Below are 16,243 nucleotides of genomic sequence, written 5' to 3'. Positions count from 1 at the left end.
GTTCATGGCGACATACGCCACTTAGAAATAATAGATCAAGACTATTATCGACTGGACAATGTTCATGGCGACATACGCCACTTAGAAATAATTATGCGATAACCAATATAAATAGAAATAGTTCATGGCGACATACGCCACTTAGAAATGTGGCTGAACGTGCAACACAAGCAGTTCAGCGTTCATGGCGACATACGCCACTTAGAAATGATCAAACTCTTGACCAGCCTCATGATTCTCGTTCATGGCGACATACGCCACTTAGAAATACAAAAATGACCAAACCATCCGCTTGCCTGCGTTCATGGCGACATACGCCACTTAGAAATTGCATTGCGGCAGTCATAAACAATGAATAGTGTTCATGGCGACATACGCCACTTAGAAAAATCAAATTCCGAGTTAGTGATTGACTTATCCGTTCATGGCGACATACGCCACTTAGAAATACAAAAATGACCAAACCATCCGCTTGCCTGCTGTTCATGGCGACATACGCCACTTAGAAAGCTTAGGGAAAGCTAATGGATCAGAACAAGTGGTTCATGGCGACATACGCCACTTAGAAAAGTTTGTCATGCTGATCTTTCAACACGTAATTGTTCATGGCGACATACGCCACTTAGAAATACAACACCCGATACATCTACCGCAGCATTTGGTTCATGGCGACATACGCCACTTAGAAAATAAGGATCTTTATTATTGCATTGACCCTCTTGTTCATGGCGACATACGCCACTTAGAAAACAAATCAATACATTTATTCTTATGTTTCAGCGTTCATGGCGACATACGCCACTTAGAAAGCTCGAAGCTGAAATTGAATTTGAGATGGTTAGTTCATGGCGACATACGCCACTTAGAAATTTTGAGCCAAATTTTAAGATCATGATGTACTGTTCATGGCGACATACGCCACTTAGAAAACATGGACTAAGAACAATGCACTCTTCATTAAGTTCATGGCGACATACGCCACTTAGAAAATTACTTAGACTCCTCAGCTTGGTTTTGCTTAGTTCATGGCGACATACGCCACTTAGAAAAGACAAAAGCCATTGTTTAAGCAGTAGTCCGTGTTCATGGCGACATACGCCACTTAGAAATGTTAAAAACGGTGAGGATTCAATGTCTGTTTGTTCATGGCGACATACGCCACTTAGAAATTGCATTGCGGCAGTCATAAACAATGAATAGTGTTCATGGCGACATACGCCACTTAGAAAACGAACACAGGCAGGACAAGACTACATTCAAAGTTCATGGCGACATACGCCACTTAGAAAACTAAAAATAAGGTGCGCGTTGCTTATACTAAGTTCATGGCGACATACGCCACTTAGAAAATCAACCCAAACAACATCTTTTACTACACCTAGTTCATGGCGACATACGCCACTTAGAAATTATGCGCCAGAACTGACACAAGGGCAATTAAGTTCATGGCGACATACGCCACTTAGAAAAGTTGGACCAGCAATAGCTAGACGCAACTTAGGTTCATGGCGACATACGCCACTTAGAAATCATTCCCAATAAATCAGGAAAATAAAATGACGTTCATGGCGACATACGCCACTTAGAAAAAAGAACCTCAAAGCATGATCCTGTTTTAGTGGTTCATGGCGACATACGCCACTTAGAAATCACATTTAGAAATATGAAACGGCAAATATTGGTTCATGGCGACATACGCCACTTAGAAAACCAAAACGAGTGCATGGAATTTCAAAATTAATGTTCATGGCGACATACGCCACTTAGAAATTCACTTTGGACGGCGTAGGGGCTTCATATAAGTTCATGGCGACATACGCCACTTAGAAACGACCCATCCAAAGCCGAACAAACAGTGGGGCGTTCATGGCGACATACGCCACTTAGAAAAGGATTATTTAGTACGAGCGCAAAAGAAAGGCGTTCATGGCGACATACGCCACTTAGAAATCGCAGTTCTGAGTGATGCACTGTGCTTCTCTGTTCATGGCGACATACGCCACTTAGAAATATGCGTCGGTCAAGTCTGAAATCGCAGGAATGTTCATGGCGACATACGCCACTTAGAAAATTGTGAATATTGAGATGAAGTAGAGACTCAAGTTCATGGCGACATACGCCACTTAGAAATACTTTGTACGTTACACCATCCACATCAAGCTGTTCATGGCGACATACGCCACTTAGAAATCAATCTGAGGGCCTGCCCTTTAATTATCTTTGTTCATGGCGACATACGCCACTTAGAAAATAAGCATGTTCATGACATTTTGGAAGATGGGGTTCATGGCGACATACGCCACTTAGAAAATACTTCGACCATCACCACAAATAATGCCTGTGTTCATGGCGACATACGCCACTTAGAAAAAGACGATTGGCATCCAAGAAACCAAGCTGATGTTCATGGCGACATACGCCACTTAGAAACAATTCGTCTGGTGTAACAACCCCATCTTCCAGTTCATGGCGACATACGCCACTTAGAAAATTTGTCGAATGATGAGCTTACACAGCTTGCAGTTCATGGCGACATACGCCACTTAGAAACTAAAATGATGTATGCAGCAGCGAAATAAGCAGTTCATGGCGACATACGCCACTTAGAAAGTCACGATCACCGCTTGAATAATTCAGGTTTAGTTCATGGCGACATACGCCACTTAGAAAACACCGCCATTTGATAAGCCCCTTGATTCTTATGTTCATGGCGACATACGCCACTTAGAAATGATAATTTTATCAGGTTTTTTTATTATAAAAGTTCATGGCGACATACGCCACTTAGAAATCAGTAAAAGTTGATGCTGCGGTTGGTAATTTGTTCATGGCGACATACGCCACTTAGAAAATAAAGGAAATCAAATGAACATGTTGGCTAAAGTTCATGGCGACATACGCCACTTAGAAAAATGGTATGAATTGATCCAATATCTGCTAAATGTTCATGGCGACATACGCCACTTAGAAATTTTTCAACGTCATATACAAGTGGCGAAAAAGGTTCATGGCGACATACGCCACTTAGAAAATAGGAAAATGAATAAGATTTACCTAATAGATGTTCATGGCGACATACGCCACTTAGAAATGAACCGCTACCAGAGCCGTCACCATCACCATGTTCATGGCGACATACGCCACTTAGAAAGCATTTAACATCAATCTGCATTATACGAACTCGTTCATGGCGACATACGCCACTTAGAAAAACGCTTGACCCAACTGATCAAAGGCGAATTTGTTCATGGCGACATACGCCACTTAGAAATTACTGGAGAAACTTTCACACATTCAATGAAAGTTCATGGCGACATACGCCACTTAGAAAGCTTAAATTGCTCCAAGGTCATAATGTTTATGGTTCATGGCGACATACGCCACTTAGAAAAAGAACGTATCCAAAAAATATTTGAACAGAATGTTCATGGCGACATACGCCACTTAGAAAATGCCCCAGTTGAAAGTTGCTTTAGCTTCCAAGTTCATGGCGACATACGCCACTTAGAAATGAATGTCCCGAGGTTGGTTATCCAATTAATGGTTCATGGCGACATACGCCACTTAGAAAATAAGAAGCAATAAGTTCCATTGCTTCGATAGGTTCATGGCGACATACGCCACTTAGAAACTAAAGGAATGCGATGATTGTCCACCTCCGTTGTTCATGGCGACATACGCCACTTAGAAAAAGTTTCCGAAATCATGAAAAAAGGCGGTGTTGTTCATGGCGACATACGCCACTTAGAAATCTATTGAGTTCCTCAAATATTTTCTCTATTGGTTCATGGCGACATACGCCACTTAGAAAACTCAAGGAAGGTCAATGTAACAATAAAGACCGTTCATGGCGACATACGCCACTTAGAAAGATTTTTCGGAATAAATTCCGATTATCAGGAATGTTCATGGCGACATACGCCACTTAGAAAATAAGGATCCTTGTTATTACATTGCCCCTCAAGTTCATGGCGACATACGCCACTTAGAAAAAACAGCGAAGCCTATTAATCCAAAGAGAATAGTTCATGGCGACATACGCCACTTAGAAATTTCGCAATCAAACGTGCATGGGGTCAAGTCTGTTCATGGCGACATACGCCACTTAGAAAACCCACAGTTGATAATTCAGCAACTTTATTAAGTTCATGGCGACATACGCCACTTAGAAAGTTGCAAATGCATATGTTTTTCGACTAGACGCGTTCATGGCGACATACGCCACTTAGAAATGAGAGACATACGGCAAAATAGTACCCTGTTGGTTCATGGCGACATACGCCACTTAGAAATGCGTAGGAACATACGTTCCTGTACTCGGTAAGTTCATGGCGACATACGCCACTTAGAAAATGCAAATTTAACTTAGAGTTTGAGTTTGACTTGTTCATGGCGACATACGCCACTTAGAAAGAAAATATGTTCTACCGTAGATTCGACCAAAAGTTCATGGCGACATACGCCACTTAGAAAATGTCATCATACTGCCGAAACTGCTGATGATAGTTCATGGCGACATACGCCACTTAGAAATAAAGCATCAGAGATTTGTTGCTTGAATCCAGGTTCATGGCGACATACGCCACTTAGAAATGTCGCTCCATCAGTATAAAGTAGCGCATTGAGTTCATGGCGACATACGCCACTTAGAAAATGACTTCATGGAAAGTTGCTGTTGTAACTTTTGTTCATGGCGACATACGCCACTTAGAAAGCAGCCATTAATCCAGATATTCAAACTGTTGAGTTCATGGCGACATACGCCACTTAGAAATAACAAATTGAATCCTGACGTTTTGGCATCGGGTTCATGGCGACATACGCCACTTAGAAAGTTGCAAATGCTAAAAGTGTTGCACGGGCAGAGTTCATGGCGACATACGCCACTTAGAAAACTTGCTGGTGGAGCGCTCACGGGACTATTGAGTTCATGGCGACATACGCCACTTAGAAATTTAGCTAAACGGACTTCTGGATTGTTGGATTGTTCATGGCGACATACGCCACTTAGAAAGGATGTAAAAAATAATTGCACTGGAACATATTGTTCATGGCGACATACGCCACTTAGAAATGCGCAAATCATGAAACGTAAATTCGATACCTGTTCATGGCGACATACGCCACTTAGAAAGATCTGTGCTTTGACTTAAATCAAGATTACCCGTTCATGGCGACATACGCCACTTAGAAAACCAAGTTTATTGACCAACTCAAGCGAATTTATGTTCATGGCGACATACGCCACTTAGAAAAACTGTACTTAGGTATTCACGATACTCTTCTTGTTCATGGCGACATACGCCACTTAGAAAGCAATAGGAATACCTTTGGAACGTGCATCGTGGTTCATGGCGACATACGCCACTTAGAAATGATGCCACAGCGAAAATACACACATTTGAATGTTCATGGCGACATACGCCACTTAGAAATACCACAAATCTTCACTACATAGACCCATACGGTTCATGGCGACATACGCCACTTAGAAATAATTTATCACCCTTGCTCAAGACTGATTATGGTTCATGGCGACATACGCCACTTAGAAATTGTCCCTTTTTCTGAAAATCTAGATACTAGAGTTCATGGCGACATACGCCACTTAGAAAGATGTTTATACATACACATATTCGGCGTTTAGGTTCATGGCGACATACGCCACTTAGAAATGAACACATGCTGTATTAGAGAAAGTCAGTTTGTTCATGGCGACATACGCCACTTAGAAATGAAAAACGTAATGCAGAACTCGCCCAGACAAGTTCATGGCGACATACGCCACTTAGAAAATGTATTGAATAACCTCAGCAGCAGTACCGCCGTTCATGGCGACATACGCCACTTAGAAAAATCCCTTCAATGACTTTTGAGACAGGAAACCGTTCATGGCGACATACGCCACTTAGAAAACCAGTACCAGATGTACCTCCATTCGAACCTGGTTCATGGCGACATACGCCACTTAGAAATGTTCCAGTACCAGTTCCTGAACCATCGCCACGTTCATGGCGACATACGCCACTTAGAAAACGACAATGCATTTTTCATTGTCGATCTGCCAGTTCATGGCGACATACGCCATTTAGAAAGTGCGCTAACAAGTGTACAGATTTTAAAGATGGTTCATGGCGACATACGCCACTTAGAAAACATGCGAGCAAATCATCTCTACGCTTATAAAGTTCATGGCGACATACGCCACTTAGAAATGAGAAGATCAAACCAAAAATGATACCAACCCGTTCATGGCGACATACGCCACTTAGAAATATTTAGGTGCTGCATTCATCATTGCAGGTGTGTTCATGGCGACATACGCCACTTAGAAACATATTCGGCGTTTAGTCGAAAAACACATGCAGTTCATGGCGACATACGCCACTTAGAAAATTGCATTGAAAACATATTTTGTTGTCTTTTTGTTCATGGCGACATACGCCACTTAGAAAAGTTCCAGAATTACTATTTCCGTTTTTAGCAAGTTCATGGCGACATACGCCACTTAGAAATTTGGCAATGTTAATAAAAGTATTTCATTTCAGTTCATGGCGACATACGCCACTTAGAAAATACAACAGTCCTAATCAACCCCAATATACGGGTTCATGGCGACATACGCCACTTAGAAATGAAGATAATGAAATTGACTGTAGTGATCTAAGTTCATGGCGACATACGCCACTTAGAAAATCCAAAGAAAAAGCGCCTGAGCCTGAAAAAGGTTCATGGCGACATACGCCACTTAGAAATGTCGGGGGACGTTCGCAATAAGTACCTGTACGTTCATGGCGACATACGCCACTTAGAAAATATTGGTCAACTTTATAAGCTTTAACTTCGAGTTCATGGCGACATACGCCACTTAGAAATAAATTTGAATTCGAATTTATAAGATGGAGTTGTTCATGGCGACATACGCCACTTAGAAAGCTAGCCGCATTGACACCAGCAACTGCTGAAAGTTCATGGCGACATACGCCACTTAGAAAAGCAAGACCAAACACGCCGCCACGAATTAAATGTTCATGGCGACATACGCCACTTAGAAATTTAACATAAACAGTTCGACCATCCCATTTCAGTTCATGGCGACATACGCCATTTAGAAATGCAAACGATGTGTAAGAGCTTAAGCTGATTGATTCACGAGAGTAGAATATGGAATCTAATCGCCCGTAAAAATGAGTTAAAAAGAAATAATATAAACAAAAACGAACTGCTTCTGGCGAAACAGTGCGTTAGGTTAATAAGATTATGCTGGTAAATCGAACCAGATCATTTCACTATCTTCAAGTGCATGAATCGTAGTTTTCTCATCAAACAATAAAGCATCACCTGCTTTAACAATTTGATTCTCAATCATAATTTGACCTTTAATCACATGCACATAATTGTGTTTTTGAGTTGCAGCAATCTCAAGTGTTTTACCAGATTCTAACACAGCCGCTTTCACTTCTGCATTTTGGCGAATATGCATAGCAGCATTATCATTTGGTCCTGCAATCAAGTGCCATTGATTTGGCTGTTCACTCGGATCAAGTTTGATTTGTTGATACGTTGGTTCAGCATCGCGTACATTTGGATGAATCCAGATTTGAAACAGATGCACTGGCTCATCACTATTATTGAACTCACTATGCGCAACACCCGTACCCGCACTCATCAACTGCCATTCACCTGCGGTGATATGTTCTTCATTACCCATCGTATCACGGTGGCTCAGGCGACCATCGGTGACATAAGTCAAGATTTCCATATTGTCATGTGGATGAGTACCAAAACCATTATGTGCAGCAATCGTATCGTCATTAATCACACGAAGTGGACCAAAACCCATATATTTTGGATCATACCAGCTTCCAAATGAAAAGCTATGGTAGGTGTTTAACCAATCTGCTTTGACATGACCACGGTTTTCACTACGATGTAGATATGCATTCACTCTGCACCTCCCAAATTCTTATGTATTACTTCATGAACACATCGTAGCAATCCCTCAGCAAAGTAAAAACACCAGTATTGGAACAAATTGTTCTATTTGTGAAATGATTTTATGATATTTTTATAATTAGTAAAAATAATAGAACAATAAAAAGTATCAAAATAATTGATAACTATAAAAGTGGAATATAAAAAAGCCCGCATTTAGATGCAGGCTTTGAAAAAGCTAATTGATTTTATTCAAGGAATTTAACAGTTACACCGCTGCTGACTTTATTGCCCAAATCATTGGCATCCCAGTTGGTTAGACGAATACAACCATGTGATGCTGTTTTGGAAATCGCAGATGGGTTTGGTGTCCCATGAATACCAAAAGATTTTTTACTTAAACCGATCCAGATATTACCTACAGGGGCATTTGGACCAGGTGGCAGAGACAATGGTTTTAAGTTATTGCCTTGAACGAAGTTACTTGGTGAATAGCTATACCAAGGGTTACGAGCAACACCCACTACCTTATAAGTACCTGTTGGAGATGGCGTATCACTACTGCCAATGGTTGCAGGAAATGAAGCAATCATTTGGTTGCGGCTGTTAAATAGATATAACTGACGTGCACCTTTATGCGCAATGATCAGATGAATATCTTCTGGAAGATCATTACGCACATTGGCGACAATAATCTTTTCACCTTCTTTTTTAAAGCTTGCCTTCGGATTTAACTTTTTCAAAAAGTCTTCATCCATATGGAATTTTTCACCCAACATTTCTGTAACACGAGTGTAGTACAAACCTTTCATTTTGGCCTGTAGTGCATAATCATGGGGAATAGATGCAGCATAAGGACCTTTTAAGTCTTCTGCTGTCAAGGTGTATTCTACAAAAGCGGGTTTGTTTTGCTTGGCGACCAAGGCATCCCACGTTTCTTTGGTCAGCTCACCTGTTGGTTTTAAACCATTCATTTGCTGAAAAGAAGAAAGAGCTTTCAGTGTATTCATACCACTTGTGCCGTCGATTGCACCTGGAGACGCATGGGTATTATTCAGCATGACTTGCGCACGCGCATAGACTGGAAATTGACCACGTCCGATATTTTCATACCAGTCAGCATTATTTAGACCGTCAAGTGTCCAAGATGCTTTACCTACCTGAGTTTTTGCAGCAGTTGTCGTGGCTGCTGCTTTTTGAGCAGTGGTAGGTGCAACGCCTGTATCAGCATTTTTCGTTTCGCTGCTTTCAAGGTTTTGCAATGTTGCAGAGGCCTGATTCAGATCATGTTCTTCTTGAGCACTGACTTGTGCCTGATCTGAACTTGCTGGGCTAGATGTAGCCGCAACATTTGCAGCAGGAGCTGAAGCAGAATTTGTCACAGGTGACGAAACAGGACTAGATGCTGAAGATGTATTTTGAGAGAGAGGCTTACGTTCAATGGCAAGTGGATCAATCGGATCTTGAACAGATTGAGTGCGGATCACTTTTGGATTTAACGGTTGCTCGGCCGTAGGTGCAGCAAACGCTGTGCCAGTCATAATACAAGTTAGACTCAAAGCGAGCAAAGAGCGAACAAACATGTAATTCAACCTTAAGAATTATTCATATAGTTAGGACAGAAAACGGAGTAAGTATTACAGAAAATACATCACGATGCAGTAGTTCTTTTGTGTAGTTATCCAATTTTATCTTGCCTAATCTGGATTTTATCGCACAGAGAAGTTATTAAATCGCAAACCTTTTTGTTATGATGCATGCAATAAAAATTGAGATAGAGAAAGTAAATGACGACCTTAAAAAATGATCGTTTTCTACGTGCTTTATTGCGTGAACCTGTGGACACCACACCTGTATGGATGATGCGACAAGCAGGTCGTTATTTACCTGAGTACCGCGAAACGCGCGGTAAAGCGGGTGATTTTTTATCATTATGTAAAAATACTGATTTTGCCTGTGAAGTGACTTTGCAGCCTTTACGTCGATATGATTTAGACGCGGCTATTTTATTTTCAGATATTTTAACCGTACCAGATGCATTGGGTTTGGGGCTTTATTTTGAAACGGGTGAAGGGCCAAAGTTTAAAAAGACCATTCGTACTGAACAAGATGTTTTAAATTTACCTAACTTCAATGCCAAGTCCGATCTGGATTACGTCATGAATGCAGTTTCGACTATTCGTTCTGCATTGGGTGGTCAGGTTCCTTTGATTGGTTTTTCAGGTAGCCCGTGGACACTGGCCACTTATATGGTTGAAGGCGGTTCGAGTAAAGACTTTCGCCATACCAAACATATGCTGTATGCGCAGCCAGAAGTTTTGCATGCATTGCTTGATCGACTGGCTGTAGCGGTGATTGATTATTTAAATGCGCAGATTGATGCAGGCGCTCAAGCGATTCAAATTTTTGATAGCTGGGGCGGTGCGTTGGCACACCGTGAATATATTGAATTTTCACTCAACTATATGCAAAAAATCGTCGCGGGTTTACAACGTGAAAAAGACGGTCGTCGTATTCCAGTGATTTTATTTACCAAAGGTGGTGGTCAATGGTTAGAACCCATGATTGCGACAGGTGCTGATGCGCTTGGACTGGATTGGACAACTCCGTTAAATGTTGCGCGTCAAAGTATTGCAGGTCGTGCTGCAGTGCAGGGCAATCTGGATCCTGCGGTATTGTATGGCTCTAGAGCATCCATTGAAAAATCTGTCAAAGCCATGCTGGACGATGCCTATGCCAATGGTGAAACAACAGGTTATGTAGCAAATCTTGGACATGGCATCACGCAATGGGTAGATCCTGCTCAACCGAAAATTTTTGTTGATACCGTACATGAATATAGCGCCAAATACTTGGGATAAGGTTTTTGTGTACGTTCTGAAACTCGTTTCTCAATTTTGTTTTAAGGCAGCTTCGGCTGCCTTGTTTGGTATTTTATTACTGCTCGCATTTGTGTTTACTGCACCGATGGGCAGTCATGACTATCTTGGCTTTTATCGTTATGACTATTTGCTTTTTTATGCCTTGGCAATTCAAGCTTGTTTACTTTACTTAAAACTTGAATCTTGGGCTGAGGCCAAGGTGATTGCTTTGTTTCATATCATGGCGATGGTGATGGAGATTTTTCTGACGCATCCCGCGATCGCTTCATGGCAATATCCTCAGCCTGCTATATTTAAACTTTGGACAGTGCCACTTTTTGCTGGATTTATGTATTCAGCAGTCGGAAGTTTTTTTGCTCGTTCCTTACGTCTATATCATATCTCATTTGAGGCTTTGCCTCGTTTTGGCAATATGCTGGCATTGGCGTTATGTTCATATATCAATTTTATGAGCAAATTTTTTATTCCAGATCTGCGTTATGCCTTATTCCTTTGGAGTGTCGTCATTTTCTGGAAAACCCGATTAACTTTTTGTTTATCTGCAAGAGCCTTTCAACTCCCCATGTTACCTGTACTTTTAGTCTTGGCATTTATCATTTGGATTGCTGAAAACATTAGTACTTTTTATAAAATCTGGCTCTATCCAAGTCAGGTGAATGCTTGGCATATGGTGGGTTGGGGCAAACTTGGATCGTGGTATTTATTATTGTTGTTAAGTTTGGTTTTGGTGTTAAAAATACTGGGAAATCGAAGTCATAATGGCCGTTGGAAACTAAACGAATTTCAATAAAATACAAAGTTATCTTGGATTTTCCAAAAGCGTTTTATAGCAATTTTGAAAATGATAGGGCACGTTAGTGCCCAAATTTTATGGGTTAATTCGTGTTTGCAGTGCAAACTTTCGCGTATAAATATTGATGAGACAACCTAATAATGCGCAAAATGCAGCTGTGATAAAGACCGATGGATAGCCCAGATAAAGGGCAACTAGTCCAAATACAGGGGCATAAATGGCATAGGCAATATCCTGACAGGCTGAAAACACGCCCATTGCCGTACCACGAATTTGAGCAGGCGCGCCTTTAATCAGCTCGACTCCTAAAGCTGGATAAATTAAAGAACATCCTGCGCCAGTCACTACTGCACCGATTAATGCAATTTCCACACGTGGTGATATAAATAATAAAAATAGGCCAATGGCTTCAATGATTAATGAATATTTAACCAGTTTAAAGCCCGAAACTTTGTCGGTTAAATGTCCACAGAAAATCCGCACAGCCACAAAAGCCAAACCAAAAAAGGTCAGTGCATAACCTGCATAGGCCCATTGTTGCTCTTTAAAATAAAGGGCGACAAATGTGCCAATACAGGCAAAACCGACACCTTGTAAAGCTAATACCAGACCAAAACGCCAAACGTATTGAATGACCTGTTTGAGTGGTGGATAGGTACCCGTATGCGGTTGAGTCGCTCGGATAAAAATATCAATTAGCAAAGAGACAAGGGGTAAACTGATTAGAAGCAAAGCAACCGCATAAAATCCAAAGCTTTCATATAACCAGAGTCCCAAGGGCGCGCCTGCGGCCAAAGCGCCAAACATGGCCATGCCTGTAAAGGATAGTAATTTTCCCGCACGTGCTTGTCCGACTAAGCCAAGTCCCCAAGTTAAATGTCCGCTGACCAGTAAACTTTCTGCATAACCATGAACCAAACGTCCGAGCAGTAGGATCACAAACTTGAATATCATCGAAACAGGTGCAAAAAAAGCCAGAATATAAATACATCCTGCAATTAATAAAGATGCCATACCTTGCAAAGTCGCGCGTTTTGCGCTGATTTGATCGGCAATACGACCTGCATAAGGGCGTGTCAAAACTGTGGCTACAAATTGTGTACCAACAGCGATACCCACCCAAAAATTATTGAATTTTAAACTGTCATGCACATACAGTGGAATCACTGCAAGAGGCGCGGAGATAGTGAGATAAGAAAGAAAAAGCGCGATCACTAAAGGGTAAAGCGTTTTAGTATCGTTATCTAACGAGGAGGGTGCTGTCATGGTCATATTTTGATTAGACTGTGTCATTTGGTACTCCATGGAAGGGATACCGTATAGACACGTGCATCCACTTCCATTATTAAAAATACTGGAACAGATGCGTTGGATAACGTGAACGCTTACGATTTTAGTCAGGCCATGAATGACCTGCTAACGCTTTGGCAGAATATCCCATGTTTTACAGCAATGATCAAGCTGATTTTTTATAAATCAAATCATCGTTATTCAATGGAGATTAGATTATCTTTGATAACTTTTAGAGCCTTTTTAGTTTTCTCGCATCGGAAAAAATAAAACGGACTGATGATAGAAATCTATTCAATATCACCGATAAACATCACGGTATGACCAAGTAAATAACCTGCGGTTACCAACAAGGCAATCCAGATAAAAGCCCCGACAATGTTATACAAGGAGAACACACTATAATTCATGCCACTCGAACCCGCTGCAAAAGGTGCAAAAGAACGTACAAATGGGATAAAACGAGCGACTAAAATGGTCAAAGCACCATGTCGTTTAAAGTAATCATGAGTTTTTAATAAATGTTCGTGTTTAATCAAGCGTGATTTGATTTCAAAAATACGCACTCCCATACGACGACCAATATGATAATTCACCATATAACCAAGTGTGGCTGCGATAGAAAGCAAGATGATGATAAAACCAAGATTCATCATGGGGATGGTTGAACAAAGCGCACCAACCGCAAGAAGTAGACTATCACCAGGCAAAAAAAACATGAAAACAAAAGCCGTTTCACAAAAGATAATCAAAAAGAGCAGGGCATAAATCCATAACCCATATTGTTGAATCAAAATAGGCAGATAATGTTCAAAACTGAGTAAAAAATCGAAAAATTCCACTAACGATCTACCTTCATTATTACTTCGTTAATGTCAATAATCGCCAGACTTTATGTAATTGTCTGGCTGATAATTTAAAATTTTGGCAGAAAGTTAATAACTTTCAGGTACAGCACTTAAAAATTCACGACGAACTTCTTTATCGGTTTTAAAGTCACCTAAAAAAGACACAGTACGCGTCGTCGATTCCTGTTTACCTACGCCACGCATCATCATACACATATGTGCTGAATCAATCATGACAGCAACGCCACGTGCTTGTGTTACTTCCAATACAGCCTCTGCAATTTGCTGCGTCAGATTTTCCTGAATCTGTAAGCGACGCGCAAACATTTCAGTAATACGGGCAAATTTAGATAATCCTAAGACTTTACCCTCAGGTAAGTAGGCGATATGCACACGTCCGTAAAATGGCAAAAGATGATGTTCGCATAAAGAATAAAATTCAATATTCTTAACCAACACCATTTCATGGTTATCTGATGGAAAAACCGCACTATTGGTGACTTCTTCCAGTGTTTTGCCATAGCCAGAGGTCAAAAAAGAAAATGCCTTGGCAGCTCGAATAGGCGTATCTTTAAGCCCAGGACGATTTAAATCCTCACCCACTGCGGTCAGAATATTTGCATAGGATTGCTGCATTGACATAAGACGTATAGGCTTACTCTATTAAACAAGCTCGGCATTGTATCAGAAAACCGATCAAGTGGGTCATGTAACTTTGCAGGATATTTATTCAGATGGTGCTTAATATAGAAAAGCTGAATAAAATTCAGTTTTATTGTGGCTGATATTTCATCAAATGCTAATTTTCTCCTCATTTTGTGATAAAAATCTGCTAAAAAAGAATAATAGTTTGGCTGTTTATAGTTGATTTTAAAGATATATCTAAACTCTTATATCGGTTATTTACAACTGCAAAAACCAAGTCATCACATTCAATGTGGCATTTTATTTGCTCATCTTTGAGTATCTGGATGCAGAAGTAAAAAGGATAGAAAATGTCAGCACGTCCCATCACGTTTTATTTCCGAGGACAATGCCAGCAAATTGAAATGCTTGCACCAACCACGACCGTTTTACAATATTTACGTGAATATGTTTCGGCTGAGAAAACGCGCCAAACTGGAACCAAAGAAGGCTGTGCAGAGGGCGACTGTGGGGCATGTACGGTGGTCATTGGAGAGTTGGTGAATGATCAATTACAACTGCGCAGTGTCAATGCCTGTATTCAGTTTTTACCCACTTTAGATGGTAAAGCCCTTTTCACCGTAGAAGATCTTCAGCAACTCATTTCAGCTTCAACAGGTCAAATGCATCCTGTGCAGCAAGCAATGATTGAGCAGCATGGCTCACAATGTGGCTTTTGTACCCCAGGCTTTATTATGTCGTTGTGGTCAATGTACGAAAATGAACAACATGCTCCCAATAAAGAAAAAGTCAGCGATTATGTTTCAGGGAATTTATGCCGCTGTACGGGTTATCGTCCAATTTTAGATGCCGCACAACAAGCTTATAATTATCCACGTGTGCAATTAGAGCGTGAAAAAGTCATCAAAGTTTTGACGGAGATTCACGCTTTACCGTCTTTAGAATTAAATTATCAGGGGCAGCAATTCTTTGCGCCTAAAACCTTACAGGAGTTTGCAAGTTTACGTCAGCAATTTCCACAGGCACGCATTGTCGCAGGTAGCACCGATGTCGGATTGTGGGTGACGAAGCTTGGTCGAAACTTGGGCGATATGCTGTATATTGGTCAGGTTGAAGAGTTAAAGAAAATAACAGTAAGCAATGATCAACTTGAGATTGGTGCCAATGTCAGTTTAAGCGATGCATTGGCTAAAATATCTGACATTTATCCAGATTTTTCTGAATTACAGCGCCGTTTTGCTTCCATGCCCATCAAAAATGCAGGGACTTTAGGCGGTAATATTGCCAATGGTTCTCCCATTGGTGATTCAATGCCTGCTTTAATCACACTGGATACCATGTTGCGCTTGCGCTGTGGCGAGCAAACTCGTGAAATCAGTTTAGCTGATTTTTATCTGGATTATCAAAAGACAGCTTTGCAGGCGGGGGAATTTGTTGAAGCGATTTTAGTGCCAATTCGTGAACCATCTGAAACTTTTAAATTTGCGAGTTATAAAATTTCTAAGCGTTTTGAACAGGATATTTCGGCGGTGTGTGCTGCCTTGAGTTGTGAGTTAGATGAGAATAAAGTGGTTCAAACCATTAAGATTGCGTTTGGTGGTATGGCGGCGATTCCAAAACGAGCGTTCAATACCGAAAAAGTTTTGTTGGGTCAGGTGATGACTCCTGAATTACTTGAACAGGCACAAATTGCATTAGCGCAGGATTATCAGCCGTTGAGCGATGGTCGAGCCAGTAGTGCTTACCGACTGCAAGTGGCACAGAACTGTTTACAGCGGTTTTATGTAGAAAAAATTCAAGCGCAAAATCTTACTCGAGTTGAAGATTTAATCGCATTGGTGGAGGTATAA

8 protein-coding genes and 1 CRISPR repeat array are annotated in these 16,243 nt (G+C 41.0%); of the genes, 3 read left to right on the top strand and 5 right to left on the bottom strand.

The window, feature by feature from the left end:
- Positions 1-7,115: a CRISPR direct-repeat array (repeat unit 28 nt; unit sequence GTTCATGGCGACATACGCCACTTAGAAA).
- A 143-nt stretch (positions 7,116-7,258) separates the two neighbouring features.
- Complete coding sequence (locus J500_RS06710) at positions 7,259-7,948, bottom strand: pirin family protein (protein WP_004998511.1); 690 nt, start codon at positions 7,946-7,948, stop codon at positions 7,259-7,261.
- A 235-nt stretch (positions 7,949-8,183) separates the two neighbouring features.
- A complete protein-coding gene (locus J500_RS06705) occupies positions 8,184-9,518 on the bottom strand; it encodes a L,D-transpeptidase family protein (RefSeq protein WP_004998510.1) in 1,335 nt (444 codons plus the stop codon).
- 204 nt (positions 9,519-9,722) lie between these two features.
- On the opposite strand from J500_RS06705, the gene hemE reads away from it, so the two are divergent.
- Complete coding sequence (gene hemE / locus J500_RS06700; RefSeq protein ID WP_004998507.1) at positions 9,723-10,796, top strand: uroporphyrinogen decarboxylase; 1,074 nt, start codon at positions 9,723-9,725, stop codon at positions 10,794-10,796.
- Positions 10,768-11,607: a DUF817 family protein gene (locus tag J500_RS06695; RefSeq protein ID WP_004998505.1), complete on the top strand. Its 840-nt coding sequence runs from the start codon at positions 10,768-10,770 to the stop codon at positions 11,605-11,607. The genes hemE and J500_RS06695 overlap by 29 nt, the downstream gene beginning before the upstream one ends.
- 78 nt (positions 11,608-11,685) lie before the next feature.
- Here the strand turns inward: J500_RS06695 and J500_RS06690 are convergent, their stop codons facing one another.
- The 3 genes from J500_RS06690 to folE form a co-directional block, all read right to left on the bottom strand.
- Positions 11,686-12,903, bottom strand: coding sequence for an MFS transporter (locus tag J500_RS06690; RefSeq protein WP_004998503.1), 1,218 nt, complete (start codon positions 12,901-12,903; stop codon positions 11,686-11,688).
- Between the two features lie 287 nt (positions 12,904-13,190).
- Positions 13,191-13,742 carry a VTT domain-containing protein gene (locus tag J500_RS06685; RefSeq protein WP_004990072.1) on the bottom strand — a complete coding sequence of 184 codons (552 nt, stop codon included), beginning with the start codon at positions 13,740-13,742 and terminating at the stop codon, positions 13,191-13,193.
- 93 nt (positions 13,743-13,835) lie between these two features.
- Positions 13,836-14,384 carry a GTP cyclohydrolase I FolE gene (gene folE, locus J500_RS06680; protein WP_171063284.1) on the bottom strand — a complete coding sequence of 183 codons (549 nt, stop codon included), beginning with the start codon at positions 14,382-14,384 and terminating at the stop codon, positions 13,836-13,838.
- 359 nt (positions 14,385-14,743) lie between these two features.
- Between folE and xdhA the strand changes: the two genes are divergently transcribed.
- Complete coding sequence (gene xdhA, locus J500_RS06675; RefSeq protein WP_004998500.1) at positions 14,744-16,243, top strand: xanthine dehydrogenase small subunit; 1,500 nt, start codon at positions 14,744-14,746, stop codon at positions 16,241-16,243.

The sequence above is a fragment of the Acinetobacter sp. 479375 genome (assembly GCF_000581715.1).
In the GTDB taxonomy this organism is placed as follows: domain Bacteria; phylum Pseudomonadota; class Gammaproteobacteria; order Pseudomonadales; family Moraxellaceae; genus Acinetobacter; species Acinetobacter ursingii.
Note: the sequence above shows the minus strand (reverse complement) of the source record. Positions and strands in the feature narration are given on the sequence as shown.